We start from the raw sequence: 15,390 nt of genomic DNA on the forward strand, positions 1-15,390 counted from the left end.
AGCTTTGGAGGAATCACTGATTCTTCCGGGCTCCGATTTTGTGTAAGAGAAAAGGAACGGTTTTAAATAGAGATGGCGCCCGGGGAGCTGGTGTGGTAAGATGAAGAGGCGGAAACGCAGCCGCCAGACGGATCGTTAAGCATGTCCGCCTGACTCGTTGCCTGCGTAAATAATAAAATGGAAAAAGGAAACGCTATGTTATACCAGATAACAGATGGGACGGTGAGTGCCGGCGGAGTGCCGATTCTGTCTCATATTAATTTTGAAATACGGGGAACGGAAAAAATTGCGGTTGCCGGGAAGAATGGAGCGGGGAAGACGACACTCTTAAGACTTTTGGCAGGCGAGCTGACCCTGGACCGGGACGATAAGCGGAACGGCCCGGGAATTATGACATCCAGGAAGCTTACTGTCGGCATGATGAGGCAGCAGCCCTTTGATGATCCATCAGAGACGGTGGAGGAAGAACTCTTAAAAGGGTGTCCGAAAAGAGCGGGAACGGGCCAAAACGGTTCCGCCGTTTTTTCGGAATGGGACAGGGAGCGGTTCGAGTACGAGCGGGAGTATGATATCCTGTTTACCGGTTTTGGATTTTCGAAGGAAGATAAGAAAAAGAAAGTGTCTTCCTTTTCGGGAGGAGAGCAGACGAAGATCGCACTGATCCGGCTTCTTCTGGAAAAACCGGATATTCTGCTGCTTGATGAGCCGACGAATCATTTGGATTTAGAAACGGTACAGTGGCTGGAGGAGTATTTGAGGCAGTATGACAAGGCAGTGGTAATGGTATCCCATGACCGCTTCTTTTTAGACCGGACGGCTGATGTGATCTATGAGCTGGCGGGAGGGAAGCTTACCCGCTACGCGGGCAATTATTCTGCATACAGGGAGCAGAAACTGAAATGCATAAGGCTTCAGAAAAAGGCGTATGAAAGCCAGAAAGAGGAACTGGAGCGGCTGAATTCCGTGGTGGAACGGTTTAAACACAAGCCGTCCAAGGCTTCGTTTGCCAGAGCGAAGAAGAAAGCCATGGAACGGATGAACCGGGTGGAAAAGCCGGAGGAAGATGAGATCCATATATTTACCGGGGAACTGACGCCGCTCATTACCGGCAGTAAATGGGTGTTTGAATCGGAACATTTGAAAGTAGGGTATGACCGTGCGTTGCTGGAGATCACCTTGCGAATCCGGCGTGGGCAGAAAATCGGTATCCTGGGGCCAAACGGCTCGGGAAAAACGACATTTTTAAAGACGGTTGCAGGCTTCCTTCCGCCGCTGGACGGCGAAATGGCGATTGGAGTCAACATAACCATGGGGTATTTTGACCAGCTCTCAGCTCAGGTGACATCTGAAAAAACGGTGGCGGATCATTTTCATGACTTATTCCCGTCCCTGACGGAAAAGGAGGCGCGCAGCATTCTGGGGGCGTATCTGTTTGGAGGGCGTGAAGCGCAGAAATCGGTTTCCTCTCTCTCGGGAGGGGAGAAGGCGAGGCTTGTGCTTGCGGAACTTTTGCAGAGCAGACCCAATTTTCTGGTTCTGGATGAGCCGACGAATCACATGGATATCCAGGCGAAGGAGACGCTGGAATCCGCATTCCGCGCATATACAGGGACACTGCTGTTCGTCTCTCACGACCGGTATTTTTTAAGCGAGGTGGCGGACGCGCTTCTGATCTTTGAAAATCATTCGGTGATGTATTATCCCTTTGGATATGGGCATTACCTGGAGAGAAAACGGAAATCGGAGGGAGAAGGCGGCCTGGCGGCTCAGGTGAAGGCGGAGGAACAGGCGCTGATCGCCGGAATGAGGGCGGTTCCAAAGGCGGAACGCCACAGGCTTAAGGAAATATCTGCAGAAGAGGCATACATCGACTGGCGGCTCCGTCTGGTATCAGAAACAATGATTCCGGCCGGAGAGAGGGCGGGAGAGCTGTATGCGTCGATGGTGTCGATGAAGCAGGAGTGGATGGAATCGGAAGATTTCTGGACCGGTGGTCAGTGGGAAATGGAACCGGCTTATGTAGAACTCTGCCGCCAGTATGAGGAAGCGGCTGCCGCCTGGCATGAACTCTGTATGGAGTGGTATTTCGTATGGTCAGGTGAGGAAAACGAAGAGAATTCTTAGCGAACCCTTATTTTTTTCTAAAAGCTGTTGTCCGGGGATTGCGGAGTGTGCGGCGGGATGGTACAGTGTAATAGAGTGACCAGTAACAGAATGATCAGTCATGAAATGAGGGATAAGAATGGGTTGTCTTGGAAATTTACTCTGGTTTATATTCGGCGGCTTTTTAAGCGGACTGAGCTGGACGCTTACCGGCTGCCTGTGGTGTATTACGATCATTGGCATTCCGGTGGGGATGCAGTGCTTTAAATTTGCCGCGCTCAGTTTCTTTCCGTTTGGAAAGGAGGTCCGGTACGGCGGCGGAGCCGGGTCATTTCTTTTGAATTTAATCTGGCTCATCGTATCAGGTCTGCCCCTGGCAATCGAATCGGCGCTCATCGGGGTGGTGCTGTGCATTACGGTGATTGGAATTCCTTTCGGGCTTCAGCAGTTCAAACTGGCGAAGCTGGCACTGATGCCGTTCGGAAGCGAGGTGTATTAAACATGGAGTTTCCGGGAAAGCGGCCGGGGAAAAAGAGGACGGCGCTGGAAAAGGAATGGGCTGCGCTTGAAAGGAGCGAGGCCCGTTTCGTGGAACGGCAGAAGGAAAAGGGGCCGTCGCCCATCAATCAGAAGCTGGACCAGGTTGTGCCGGATCAGTTAAAGGGAACACTGGATGCCGCGTTTTATAAGGCGTTTCAGCTGGTTTTTGAAAAGGGCGGTACGGTGATTGAGAAGACTTACCGGAAGGAAGACGGAGAGTACCTGCAGAAACTGAATGCTTATGCGGCGGAACTGAAGGAAAGCAGGAAGAATTTAAAAGCGTTTTCGAGGCAGGCAGGCGCAACGAAGGCGAAGAACCTGCTGATCTCCGGCGTTGAGGGGATCGGCACCGGAGTCTTCGGGATCGGAATACCGGATATTCCGCTGTTTACAGGCGTTATCCTGAAGAGTTTATATGAGATTGCAGTCAGCTACGGGTATGCCTATGAGTCCGGGCGGGAGCAGGTGTTTCTGCTGGAGATCATAAAGACCGCGTTGGAGCGGGGCGGGGAACTGGCTGAGGATAATGAGAGAATTAACCGCTGGATCGAGGGAACTGGCAGTCTGGAAGAAAAACAGGTGGTAATGCGGAAGGCGGCGAACCGGCTGTCGGAGGAACTTCTGTATATGAAGTTTGTACAGGGACTGCCGATTATCGGGATTGCGGGTGGACTGTCGGACTGTGTGTATCTAAAACGGATCACAGATTATGCGGAGCTTAAGTACAGAAGAAGATTTTTACAGGATCGGTATGCGGCGAAAGGCGGAGCCGGGAATGGGGGATGATGCCCGTTTCCGGCTCTTAATTCATTTTGCCTTTTCATCCATCATTTGAAAAGAAAGCTGTTGGATGCCATCAATCTTCCGGAACTGCTGCGGGGTAAATCCTAAATATTTTTTAAAGCAGATAGAGAAAAGGGAGGTGTCGGTAAAGCCGCAGGCGTAACTGATCTCCTTAATTGACTGGTTTGTGGTGGACAGCATGACTGTGGCCATGCGGATTCTGTACTGGGTCAGATATTCTTTTGGACAGATTCCCACCTCTTCCTTAAAAAGGCGGTAAAGATAAGTTCTGTCAACCCGGACCTGGTCGGCCAGCCATTGGATGGTGAGTTTCTCAAAATAGCTGCTCCGGATTAGGTTGACTGTGCGGCGGACGATCTCATTTTTATAAGTATTCTGTGTGTTGATAACCGGCTTGGAAAGATAGTAAAAAATGTTGTACAGCCGGGAAAGAAGGTAGTAGTCGTTTTCATCACCGGTCTGCATGTGGTGGATGATATCGTCGATGGATTCAATCAGTTCGGGGGAATCGGGATAGGTGGCAACGGGACTGTAAGCAAAGCCGCAGCTTTCCGTAATCTGTGCAGCGTCACTTCCAACGAATGCGACCCATGCGTATTCCCAGGGATCCACCTCATCCGCATAGTAAAATGTTGTCTCTCCTGGCCGGATTAAAAACATGTCTCTCTGCTTAAGTATGTATTTTTTGTCATCGGCAAAGAAAACGCCCTTTCCTTTTATAATGAAATGAATCAGGTAGTGGGCCCTCCTGGCTGGGCCGAAGGAGTGGCTGCCCATGCACTGTTCCCGGCCGGCATAACCAAAGGAAAGGGATGAAGATTCCCCGGAAATATTCTTTCGAAAGATTTCTATCATATTTCTCTGCATAAGTTCCTCCTGACATACAACATTTTTTATATAAAATACAACAAAACATATTGTTTTTGATGAATGTTTATTATATTATAATATTAACAAAAATGAGTTTGTAAATCAATAAAAAGTAAACAGAGTGCACTATAAACCGCGGTTTCTTTGTTTTAAAAGGCTACAGATGAGGTGAAAGGTATTGATGAACTATATTAAAAATGTTGATTACAGGAGGAGAAGGAAATGAAGAAAAAGACACTGGCACTTGTTATGACAGCAGCACTGGCATTTACAGCACTGACTGGCTGCGGATCGACCGGGTCTGCACCTGCTGCGAAGGAAGAGACGACGACGGCTGCAGAGAAAAAAGAAACGGAGGCAGTAACAGAGGCGGCTGCAGAGAGTGAGAAGCCGGCGGAGAGACCGGAAGTGAGAGTTCTGATTAAATGGTCGGAGAGCCAGATTTCCAACTGGCCCGTTCTTGTGGACGAGTACAATGCAGATGACAGCAATCCGGTTAAGATCAATCTGGAATTTTACGGTTCAGAGGGCTATGACGACAAGGTGAAGGCGGAGCTGATGGGGGATAATCCGCCGGAGATTGTACAGCTGATGAAGACGACCTTCAACGAATATTCCGCCAATGGACAGCTCATGGAACTGACCGGTTTCCTCGGAAAAGAGGGCTGGAATTACAACAAAGGCGCGCTTGCATGGGCAGGCCCGCTCAATAATCCGGAAAATGGCGTGTACGGAATCCCGGATTTTGCAAATACAAGCTGTATCTTCTATAATACGAAGCTGTTTGCGGAGCTGGGAATTGAAGAGCCTGCAAATCTCGAGGAACTTACAAATGCCGCGAAGACTTTAAATGACAATGGCTACAAAGCGATTGTGACCGGCGGAGGGAACTGGTGTGCTCCGGATCTCCTGGCTAAGGTACAGGCTCAGCTTGTGGGGACGGACCTGCTGATCAAAGCCTATAATAATGAGGCGAAATACAACGATCCTTCCATGGTGGAAGCAATGACGATTGTCGATGAGATGGTTAAGAGCGGCGTAATCGATAAGTCCAGCGCCGACTATATTTCCGACGATGACGCGATTGCCGAGTTTGTTATGGGAAAGGCCGGCATGTACACGGCTCACACGGGCATGGCATCGGCTATCGATTCTTCGAAGGAAGACGATTTCGAGTACAATATCATTGAAAAAATGGATTTTGTAGAGAATCCAAAGACGAGTGTGTCGGTTACCTGGGGCAGCATGTGGTGTATCCCGGCAAACGTGAAAAATCAGGAGGCAGCCGAGGAGGCACTGGCATTCTTATTTGGTGAAAAGGTTCAGAAGAGTGATGTAACAGAATTAGGAAAAATAGTCAATGTGGACGAATGGAACGCAGGTCTTACCCATCCGGCTCTCCTTACAGCGGCAGAGCAGTTAAAGGGCGCGGGAACCGCAGATTCCTTCTACCTTCTGGACATGGTGTCCTCCAAGGTACTGGATAATATGATCAAGGGCATCCAGGAGATGATTCAGGGAAATCAGACTCCGGCCGGTGTGCTGGATAATGTCCAGAAGATCTGGGAGGAGGAGCAGGCTCAGAAATAGCGTTTGTTTCAATCCACGTTCGGTAATTTCACAGAGTGCGGCCACACCTTTTAGAGATGTGTAGTTTGACCTCATGTCAGTGGGGGATACCGATTTCTCTCCGCCCGCCACTACCGTTAAACTTGTTTTGGCGATTTACCCTTCCGCCTGTAGATGTGGGGGAATCTTCACTTTCTTAGTTAAATTGAGGGGCCGGATTCATACATCCGGCTCCTCTCTTAAAACCAGTACAACATATATTGCACTGGAAGGGTCGAGATAAGTGTCTTTGTAATCAGGTGTTTCTCTGCGATTACATAACGGTTTTCTTCCTAGCTTAACTTTAAATATGAGTATATTATACTGAATAATAGAGTAAAATGCAAGCGAATATTTGAGCAATTGAAAATTATTAAAAAGGAGAAGGAGCTCACAAAGGAGTAAAGAGGGGCATAATTCCTCTCATGTCTAAAGCTGAGTCTTCAAGTACACTTTATGAAAGAGAGAAGGAACCGAAAATATTTTCTAATGTTTTCTCTTCCTGCGCTGGCCGTGTACACCGTGTTCTGGATATTTCCCGTATTTTTGGGATTCTATATCAGCTTTACCAACTGGAACGGCATTGTGAATCTGGCGGACGCGCAGTTTACGGGATTTAAGAATTATGTGAATCTGTTGTATGACAGCATCTTAAGAGTATCGGTTCTCAACAACATTAAATATGGAATTATCACCCTGATCGTCGTTCCGGTGGCCGCATTTGCCGTCGCCTATCTGGTTGAGAATTTCACGAGGAAAAAGTCCTTCTGGAGGACTGTAACATACCTGCCGGCTATGATACCGACGATTGTAACCGTGTTTCTCTGGAAGTGGATCTATAATCCGCAGTACGGTATTTTAAACGAGATATTAAAGGCGGTGGGACTGGGAGGGCTGGCTACAGGCTGGATTACCAATACGAAGACGGCCCTGTATGCGGTGACCTTTACCTCTCTCTGGAAGATGATTCCGGTCTATTTCGTTCTGTTTCTTGCGGGTCTCCAGTCAGTGTCCATCGATCTGATCGAAGCCGCGGTGCTGGACGGAGCAGGCAGGTGGCAGGTGATCAGAAATGTCACCATCCCGTGTATGAAACGAATTATCACAATTGTCTATGTTTTAGTATTTATAGATATATTCAGAGTTTTTGATCTGATATACACAATGACAAAAGGAGGGCCGGGGTATTATACCACGGAGATGATTCTTACGTATTCGTATAAAACTGTATTTACGAATTCCAATGCCGGATACGGGATGGCGATCATCTCAGCACTGACACTGTTTGTGATCATCTGTTCCTTTATCCAGATGAAAATACAGAACAGGACTGCGGATTGAGAAGGGAGACGGACAGCATGAAGACAATAAAAAAGTTATTTTTAGGTTTCGTACTTGCGATGGTATTCAGCGTCACGATGATCCCGATTATCTGGGTTTTCTTTTCTTCCTTTAAATCCAAAAAGGAATTGATGACAAAGCCCTGGAGCCTTCCGGAAAAGTTCCTGTTTTCCAATTACAGCGATGCGTGGCAGAAAGCGGATTTTGCCGTTCTCACGAAAAACAGCGTGACGATTACCGCTTTCTCTCTGTTATTGATGCTGGTTTTTGCAACGATGCTGGCTTTTGCCATTTCCAGGTATAAGGGGAATTTAAGTCAGGTGACCTTGATTTATCTTCTGGCAGGACAAACGATTTCGGCTGGAATGATCATATTTCCCATCGTTATTGTCTTAAGAAAGCTGGGATTCGGCAGTTCCCACGCGGGACTGATTTTGACCTATGCGGCGGGCGGCCTGCCCTTCGCAGTCTTTGTCCTTCAGGGATTTTTTGCGGGAATCCCGTATGAACTTTACGAGGCGGGGGAGATAGACGGAGCAGGGGAATTTAAAATTTTCGCCAACATTGCAATTCCTCTGGCGAAACCGGCTCTGGCCACCGTGCTTCTCTATCAGTTTATGTGGGTGTGGAACGAGTTTGTGCTGGCATTTACCATTGTGAGCAGGCCGGAGAAGAGGACAATTATCGCAGGGCTCTACTCGGTGGTAAACGGATATTTAAATACGGATTATGTGACGGCGTTTGCCGGAGCCATGATCGTGTGTATTCCAATCATTATTATTTATCTGATTTTCCAGAAATATTTGATTCAGGGACTGATCGCGGGAGCGGTGAAAGGATGAGTGAGGCATGAAGGAGATTAGAATCGGAGCGGCTGCGTGGGGCTTTCGGGAGCTTACACTGCCACAGCAGCTTGACTTGGCAAGGAGCCTGGGGCTCGTTTCCCTGGAACTGGGAATCGCCAATTCGCCTGCGGATGTGCAGACAGACGCAGATGTACGTCTTCTCGAGCAGGTAAAGAAGGAGTATGAAGCATTTGGGATTTCTCTGGATACCGCGGCGACGGGCAATGACTTTACGCTTGAAGACGGGAACGCGGCAACGGAGGACATCGGGAAGATTAAGAAGGTAATCAATATCTGTTCCTTTTTAGGAGTGGAAACGCTGCGGATATTTGCTGGTTTTACGCCTTACAGGGAAGTGGATGGGACGCGATTTTCACGTATGGTAGATGCGTTAAACATGGTAGCCCGGTATGGAAAGGAGCATGGAGTGGTGACAGCCATGGAGACCCATGGGGGAGTGATGGCGTATCCGGATGGGGTGGTTCATTTCCATTCGGCAGCCACGGAGACCGGGTGTTTAAAGAGAATTCTCCGGGAAACGGATGACAGCTTGAAATTCGTCTTCGATCCGGCCAATCTCTATGCCATTGCGGGATGCGATGTGGAAGAGACGGCGGAGCTTGTCGGCAGCCGCATCGCCTATGCCCATATCAAGGATTTTGTGAAGCTGCCGGGCGGTCACTTAAAACCTGGAGCCATCGGAGATGAGAAGAGAGACTGGAAACGCACCATAGAAACGGTCCTGAAATGGACGGATACCCTGATGATCGAATATGAGGAACCACGGGACATAGAAGAAGGGACCAGGCGCAGCAAACAGTACCTGGAGACTATTTTGAAGGAGGTCTGGTTATGAGTACTATTTACGATTATAAGAAGACAAGGGCCGTCGTGATTGAGAGACCATATGAAGTCCGCTTAAGGGAGATTACTCTGACGGAGCCCAAAAAGGATGCCTATATCGCGCGGACGTATTACAGCAGTATTTCCAGCGGAACGGATATGAAGACCTATAAGGGACTTCAGCATCCGGAACAGTGCTACTATCCGCTGGTGCCTGGTTATGAAACCGCCGGTGAGGTAGTCGCGGCAGGGGAAGAGAGCGATGGAAGCCTGAAACCGGGAGACCGGGTTATGATTAACGAATGCCGGAAATACGGTGATGTCTGTGCCGCATGGGGCGGCGGCTCCGAATACACGGTAAAGGATTCCGATACCACGAATGACACGTTTGACTATATGGTTAAGATTCCAGAAAACCTTTCCTATATTGACGGTGTGCTGGCTTATCTTCCGTGTGTAGCCCTAAAGGGAATCCGGACGCTGAATCTGGAGGGCAGACAGACGATCGTGGTGAGCGGCGCAGGCATGGTGGGAATCAGCGCCATGCAGATTTTAAAGATCGTAAATCCGGATTTGAGAGTCATTGCCATTGAGCCGAATAAATTCAGGCGTGACATTGCGAAGAAGTATGTGGATCTTGTGGCCGATCCGTTTGAAGCGGAACTGGTGATCAGGAAGGCCACCGGAGGCGCCATGGCGGATCAGATTATCGAGTGCTCAGGCAATGCAGAGGTGCCAGGTATTCTCCATAAATATTTGAAGGACGGCGGCTGGGGAACCGACGATGCGCCGGGCCATATTCACTGGCAGGGGGATTATCCGGAGAAAATCATCATGGACAGCTATCACCGTTGGTTTACAAAGAACTGTACAATTTCCATGTCCTGTGCGCTGGCGCCCGGCTGTAAGGAGCAGATTCTTACCTGGATCAGCGAGGGGAAATTCGATACGAACGGCCTTCCGGTGGAGATCTGGCCGGTGTCGAAGTGTGCGGAGGCATTTGAATACAAGATGGCGAAGGGCGAGGATGTATTTAAAATAATCTTTGATTGGAGCAAATAATATGAGGCCTAAAGTTATTTTTCTTCCACATGCGAATATCCAGTATTCCCAGCTGAAAATGGAACGGCGGGAATGGGTCGTGAAAAACTGCTATGAAAAGCTGTTTGACCTGGTTCGGGACAATCAGTATAAAATAGGATTTGAGGCCAGCGGCAAGACGCTGGATGAAATAGAGAGGCTGGCTCCAGAGGTCATGGAAAAGCTGAAGGCGCTGATTCTGGACGGTCAGGTGGAGCCGGTGGCATCCCCGTATACACATCTGATGATGGGAAATGTGCCGCGTGAGGTGGCGGTACATACATTGCTAAGGAGCCTGGACACATGGGAGCGTTATACCGGTATCCGTCCGACGGTTGGATGGAATCCGGAATGCAGTTGGAACGCACAGATTCCGGGCATCTATAAGGAGGTGGGAATCGAGACGCTCATTATGGACGCCGATTCCTTCTTCCTCTCATTTCCTGAGATAAGAAAGGCCACCGGACTGTGTTATGATGTGCAGGGACATAGCAATAAAAACCAGTTGTTTCTTATAGAGGAATATATAAAGGATAAGCCGGAGTATTTAAAGTATCTGACGAATCCCTCTATCTGTGATGATGGGCTGAAGCTGATCTTCCGTTCCGATTGTATGGCAAATCTGCTGCTCTGGTATCTGATGGGGGCGACGGAGGGCGTGAGAAACGAGGCGGTCCGCTATGAGGAGATTCAGTCCATGTTCTGCCGCTGGAACGCGCGTGCACAGGAGACAGGCTCCTTTATCATGCCGTATGCCGAGGATGCGGAATACATAGGAAGTTCGGCATACTTCTATGTCAAACAGTTTAATCAGGCCAGGTTCTTTGAGGAAGAAGGCGATAGCTTGAAGCGGTTTAAGGAAATCATGGACCTGTCCATAGAAAGCGGATTTGTTCCTGCGACACCTTCGGAGGTGGTGGAATCTGCAGAGCTTCTGGAGAATCCCTTCATTTTAAAAATTGAAAATGGGGCTGCGTGGCACGGGGGAACGGCAAAGGCCTGGCTGAATACGGATCAGGCGCTGCAGCTGGATCCGGTCTGCCGCATGATTCTGGAGGGGATCGAGGGGATCGCCGCCTATAAGCAGATCGACTGGCATGAGAATGAAGCGCTGGCTGCGGCCTTTCGGGCGGTTACCGAAGGGTGGGTGTCGGATGCGAGATGGCCGCCTGCTCCGACTTCTCCCGGCAGATTTAATGTGAGAGAGGCGCTGGAGGCATTGTACCGGGCAAATGACCGGGTGGCGGGGGCGATGAAGGAACTGGGAATCGCCGGGCTCCGTTCCCTGTATTCACCCGATATTATGAGTTCCCAGCTTGGTTTGATCGAGGAGAGGCTGATGGAGATGCGATATTTTGAGGAAGAGTGAGATGGAACGACGACTGGAGATGATTCATTTACAGCTGACCAGGCAGTGTAATTTAAACTGCTGGTTTTGCGGACAGAGGAAAAACAGCGAGCTGCGTGACGGCAAGGAGAGCATGGCCCTGAAAACGGAAGAGTGGCTTGGGATCGTAAATGAACTGGACGCGGCCGCCGGAAAGAAGCCATCGGTCATGCTCTGGGGCGGGGAACCGCTCATGAGCCCGTGCTTTGATGAGATCGCCTCCACACTTCATGAACGGGGGTACCGGGTCGGAATCGTTACAAACGGGACTCTGCTGGACCGGCATGCGGAGACTGTCCCGTACTGCCTGGACAAGATTTACGTGTCTGTTGACGGACCGGAGCAACTCCATGACAGCATCCGCGGAGCGGGAACATTCCGGAAGATCCGGGAGAATCTGCTTGCAGTAAAGAGGGCGGCGCCTTTACTGCCGGTGGTCTGTATGGCCGTTTTGACGGAAGAACTGAAAGGACAGCTGAAGGAGTTTTTTGCTGAATTGTCAGATTTTCCCGTGGATGAGGTGCTGCTTCAGGATATGATCGTTTTAAACGGCCGGGAGATTGGAGAATATAAAGCCGTGATGGAACGGGAATTTTCCATCGAAGCGGAGGCGATTGAATCGTGGAGGCAGAGTGGTGAGGGGGATTCGGAGATGGAGAAGGCCGGATTCCGTCTGGAGGAGCCCGGGACGCATGCTTTTAAAGTCCGGTATCTGCCGCATGTTCGTTCCGGAGAAATCGTGAGGCCCTGTCTTTCCCCATGGCGTCATCTCCATATTATGTGGAACGGGGAGACATCGTTTTGTACTGATTTTACCGACATTTCCATGGGGAATGTGCGGGAACAGCCGCTTGAGGCACTGTTTCGGGGAGAACAAGCCGAAAAGTTCCGGAAGCTGGTGGAAAATGGGAGAAATCCGTCGTGCAGACACTGCTCCTGGGGGGATAAGGAAGATTTTTTTGAACTGTAAAAGAGATAAGCCGCTTTGGTTAGTTTGATTTACTAAAAGCGGAACCGAAAAACAGCTTTCACTTTTGACCTGTGAATGATATAATATTCATAAATCCATAAAAGTGAAAGCAGAAATCTGAATGGCAGGCTGTCTGTGTTTTTTGCAGACAGCTTGCTTTCGGTATTGAGGCGGAATCAGAACGAATAAAAATCAGGATTGTCCAATGGCAGTACCTTTAGGAAAAAAGCATGAGCTCTGCAGCAGCACATAGAAGGAGAACGATACGAAGATGAAGAAACTGGCAGTCGGTATTTTGGCCCACGTGGATGCAGGAAAAACGACACTGTCCGAAGCGATGCTCTACATAGGCGGAAGCATCCGGAAAATGGGGCGGGTGGACCGGGGAGATGCATTTCTCGATACGTATGAACTGGAGAAGAAACGCGGAATCACGATCTTTTCAAAGCAGGCGATATTGAAATGGAAGGACATGGAGATGACGCTGCTCGATACGCCGGGCCACGTGGATTTTTCGGCGGAAATGGAGCGTACCCTCCAGGTTCTGGATTATGCGATCCTGGTGGTCAGCGGGACGGATGGGGTTCAGGAACATACGAGGACGCTGTGGCGTCTTCTCGCCAGATACCGGGTTCCCACATTTTTGTTTATCAATAAGATGGACCTGGCGGAGCTGGGAAAAGGTGATCTCCTGGATGAACTGAGGAAGGTTCTGAAAGAAACCTTTGTGGACTTCGGGGAAGCCGGAACGGATCATTTTTATGAGCAGATTGCCATGTCCGGTGAGGATGTGCTGGACGAATTTCTGGAGACTGGCCGTGTGGAGGAGAGCGGGATACGCATGCAGATTCGTAACAGGCATTTATTCCCCTGCTTTTTCGGTTCTGCGCTGAAGCTGGATGGCGTGGAAGAATTCATGAGGGGGCTTGAGGAGTATACGGAAACGCCCAGTTATCCGCAGGAATTCGGTGCGAAGATTTTTAAGATATCGAGGGATGCACAGGGAAACCGGATGAGCCATATGAAAATCACGGGCGGCAGTCTGTCGACGAGAGAGATCATCAACGAGGAGAAGGTAAATCAGATCCGCCTCTATTCCGGGGATAAGTTCGAGACGGTACGGGAGGCACCGGCTGGTACTGTCTGTGCTGTGCTGGGGCTTACGAAAGCGGTTCCGGGGCAGGGGCTTGGAACCCAGTCAGCTTCGGCCATGCCCCTTTTGGAGCCGGTTATGACATACCGGATCCTGCTGCCGGAAGGGCTGGATGCGGCGGCCGTACTGCCGAAATTCCGGGAGCTGGAAGAGGAAGACCCGGAGCTGCATGTCAAGTGGGAGGAGAGCAAGAAGGAAATCCATGTCCAGATTATGGGCGAGATTCAGATGGAGATTTTAAAGAGCCTGATTGCGGAACGTTTTGGGATTGCGGTAGAATTTGGCGATCGGAGTATTGTTTACCGGGAGACAATCATGAACACGGTGGAAGGCGTGGGGCATTTTGAACCGCTTCGCCACTATGCGGAGGTACATCTTCTGCTGGAACCCGGCGAGCCGGGCAGCGGGCTTCAGTTTGCTTCCGCCTGCAGCGAGGATATTCTCGGTAAAAGCTGGCAGAGACTGGTGCTGACACATTTGGCAGAGAAGGAGCACAAAGGTGTGCTGACCGGGTCGCCGATTACGGATATGAAGATTACGCTGATGTCAGGGCGGGCCCATATAAAGCATACGGAGGGCGGCGATTTCCGTCAGGCTGTCTACCGGGCTGTCCGTCAGGGACTGATGCAGGCGGAGTCCATGCTTTTGGAGCCATTTTACGATTTTCGTCTTGAACTGCCGGACCGTTATGTCGGACGGGCAATGAGCGACGTGGAACGCATGGCCGGGAAAGTGATGCCTCCTGTTATGGAAGGAGACCGGGCGGTTTTGACCGGAAGCGCTCCCGCAGCCTGTATGGGGGGATATCAGAAAGAGGTGACCGCTTATACGGGAGGTGCGGGAAGGCTGTCGTTTACATTTTCCGGCTACGGGCCGTGCCACAATACGGAGGAGGTTGTGGCCGCCATCGGCTATGAAGCGGACGGAGACACGGCGAACCCGTCAGGCTCCGTATTCTGTGCCCATGGGGCAGGATTCCTGGTGGACTGGGACCAGGTTCCGGAGTATATGCATCTGGAGAGCTGTCTGGAAACACAGAAAGACAGGGCAGATGGAATAGCCGGGGCGGCCGGAGCTGCCGACAGAAAAAGTCAGCGGACAGGCGCACGGGGCGATGGAACGGAACGGGAAGAAACGTGGATTGGCACGGAGGAAGTGGATGCCATCCTGGAACGCACCTTTTACGCCAACCGGCGGGGGAATTCCTCGGGGACTAAGTCCGGTTGGAAAAACCGGGAGAAATCTTACAGTGTTCCCGTGGTGAGAACCTACAAAAAGGAAGCCCCCAGGGAAGAGTATCTTCTGGTTGACGGCTACAATATTATTTTTGCATGGGATGAGCTTAAGGAACTGGCGGAACATACCATCGACGGCGCCAGAGGAAAACTGCTCGATATTTTGTGCAATTACCAGGGAATGAAGAAATGCCGGCTGATTGCCGTGTTTGATGCCTATCGGGTGCAGGGCCATGTGACGGAGTGCCTGGACTACCACAATATCCGCGTCGTCTATACGAAGGAAGCGGAGACGGCGGACCAGTATATTGAGAAGTTCGCCCATGAAAATGGGAGAAAATACGATGTGACGGTGGCTACCTCGGATCATCTGGAGCAGATTATCATACACGGCCAGGGATGCCGGCTGATATCGGCCAGGGAACTGAAGGAAGAGATCAGCCGCCTGAGTGAAACGGTTCATCAGGAGTATCAGGAGAAAAAGACAGGGGAAAAGAATAAAAATTATCTGCTGGATTCTATGTCCGAGGAGATGATGAACCAGATAAAGGAGCTTCCGGAAGAATGACGGATGCTCCTTTATCTGGTCTGAGATATCAGTATCCTGCAGT

Annotated in this window: 12 protein-coding genes; 11 read left to right on the plus strand and 1 reads right to left on the minus strand. The window is 50.2% G+C overall.

What is annotated here, in order from left to right:
- The first annotated feature begins 195 nt into the window (after positions 1 to 195).
- The 3 genes from abc-f (at position 196) to NE473_RS10675 (ending at position 3,429) form a co-directional block, all read left to right on the plus strand.
- Positions 196 to 2,124 carry a ribosomal protection-like ABC-F family protein gene (gene abc-f, locus NE473_RS10665; RefSeq protein ID WP_055649657.1) on the plus strand — a complete coding sequence of 643 codons (1,929 nt, stop codon included), beginning with the start codon at positions 196 to 198 and terminating at the stop codon, positions 2,122 to 2,124.
- Positions 2,125 to 2,242: 118 nt separating this feature from the next.
- Positions 2,243 to 2,602: a YccF domain-containing protein gene (locus NE473_RS10670; RefSeq protein ID WP_006771357.1), complete on the plus strand. Its 360-nt coding sequence runs from the start codon at positions 2,243 to 2,245 to the stop codon at positions 2,600 to 2,602.
- A 2-nt stretch (positions 2,603 to 2,604) separates the two neighbouring features.
- A complete protein-coding gene (locus NE473_RS10675; RefSeq protein ID WP_055649658.1) occupies positions 2,605 to 3,429 on the plus strand; it encodes an EcsC family protein in 825 nt (274 codons plus the stop codon).
- 21 nt (positions 3,430 to 3,450) lie between these two features.
- Here NE473_RS10675 and NE473_RS10680 read toward each other — a convergent pair whose 3' ends face one another.
- On the minus strand, positions 3,451 to 4,314 hold the full coding sequence (locus NE473_RS10680; RefSeq protein WP_006771359.1) for an AraC family transcriptional regulator: 864 nt from the start codon (positions 4,312 to 4,314) through the stop codon (positions 3,451 to 3,453).
- A gap of 225 nt (positions 4,315 to 4,539) precedes the next feature.
- On the opposite strand from NE473_RS10680, the gene NE473_RS10685 reads away from it, so the two are divergent.
- The 8 genes from NE473_RS10685 (at position 4,540) to NE473_RS10720 (ending at position 15,347) form a co-directional block, all read left to right on the plus strand.
- Positions 4,540 to 5,907: an ABC transporter substrate-binding protein gene (locus NE473_RS10685; RefSeq protein WP_138312097.1), complete on the plus strand. Its 1,368-nt coding sequence runs from the start codon at positions 4,540 to 4,542 to the stop codon at positions 5,905 to 5,907.
- 474 nt (positions 5,908 to 6,381) lie between these two features.
- A complete protein-coding gene (locus NE473_RS10690; protein ID WP_006771361.1) occupies positions 6,382 to 7,266 on the plus strand; it encodes a carbohydrate ABC transporter permease in 885 nt (294 codons plus the stop codon).
- 17 nt (positions 7,267 to 7,283) lie between these two features.
- Positions 7,284 to 8,108, plus strand: a complete 825-nt coding sequence (locus tag NE473_RS10695) for a carbohydrate ABC transporter permease (RefSeq protein WP_055649660.1) — start codon at positions 7,284 to 7,286, stop codon at positions 8,106 to 8,108.
- A gap of 7 nt (positions 8,109 to 8,115) precedes the next feature.
- Positions 8,116 to 8,967, plus strand: a complete 852-nt coding sequence (locus NE473_RS10700) for a sugar phosphate isomerase/epimerase family protein (RefSeq protein ID WP_055649661.1) — start codon at positions 8,116 to 8,118, stop codon at positions 8,965 to 8,967.
- Positions 8,964 to 10,016, plus strand: a complete 1,053-nt coding sequence (locus NE473_RS10705; RefSeq protein ID WP_055649662.1) for a zinc-dependent alcohol dehydrogenase — start codon at positions 8,964 to 8,966, stop codon at positions 10,014 to 10,016. Before NE473_RS10700 ends, NE473_RS10705 begins: the two co-directional genes overlap by 4 nt.
- A gap of 1 nt (position 10,017) precedes the next feature.
- Positions 10,018 to 11,403: a polysaccharide deacetylase family protein gene (locus NE473_RS10710; RefSeq protein WP_055649663.1), complete on the plus strand. Its 1,386-nt coding sequence runs from the start codon at positions 10,018 to 10,020 to the stop codon at positions 11,401 to 11,403.
- A 1-nt stretch (position 11,404) separates the two neighbouring features.
- Positions 11,405 to 12,391: a radical SAM protein gene (locus NE473_RS10715; RefSeq protein WP_155560838.1), complete on the plus strand. Its 987-nt coding sequence runs from the start codon at positions 11,405 to 11,407 to the stop codon at positions 12,389 to 12,391.
- A gap of 271 nt (positions 12,392 to 12,662) precedes the next feature.
- The gene (locus NE473_RS10720) at positions 12,663 to 15,347 is read left to right on the plus strand and encodes a translation factor GTPase family protein (protein WP_055649664.1); all 2,685 of its coding nucleotides are present in this window, start codon (positions 12,663 to 12,665) and stop codon (positions 15,345 to 15,347) included.
- The last annotated feature ends 43 nt before the right edge of the window (positions 15,348 to 15,390 follow it).

It is taken from the genome of Hungatella sp. SL.1.14, assembly GCF_024460495.1.
GTDB lineage: Bacteria > Bacillota > Clostridia > Lachnospirales > Lachnospiraceae > Hungatella > Hungatella hathewayi.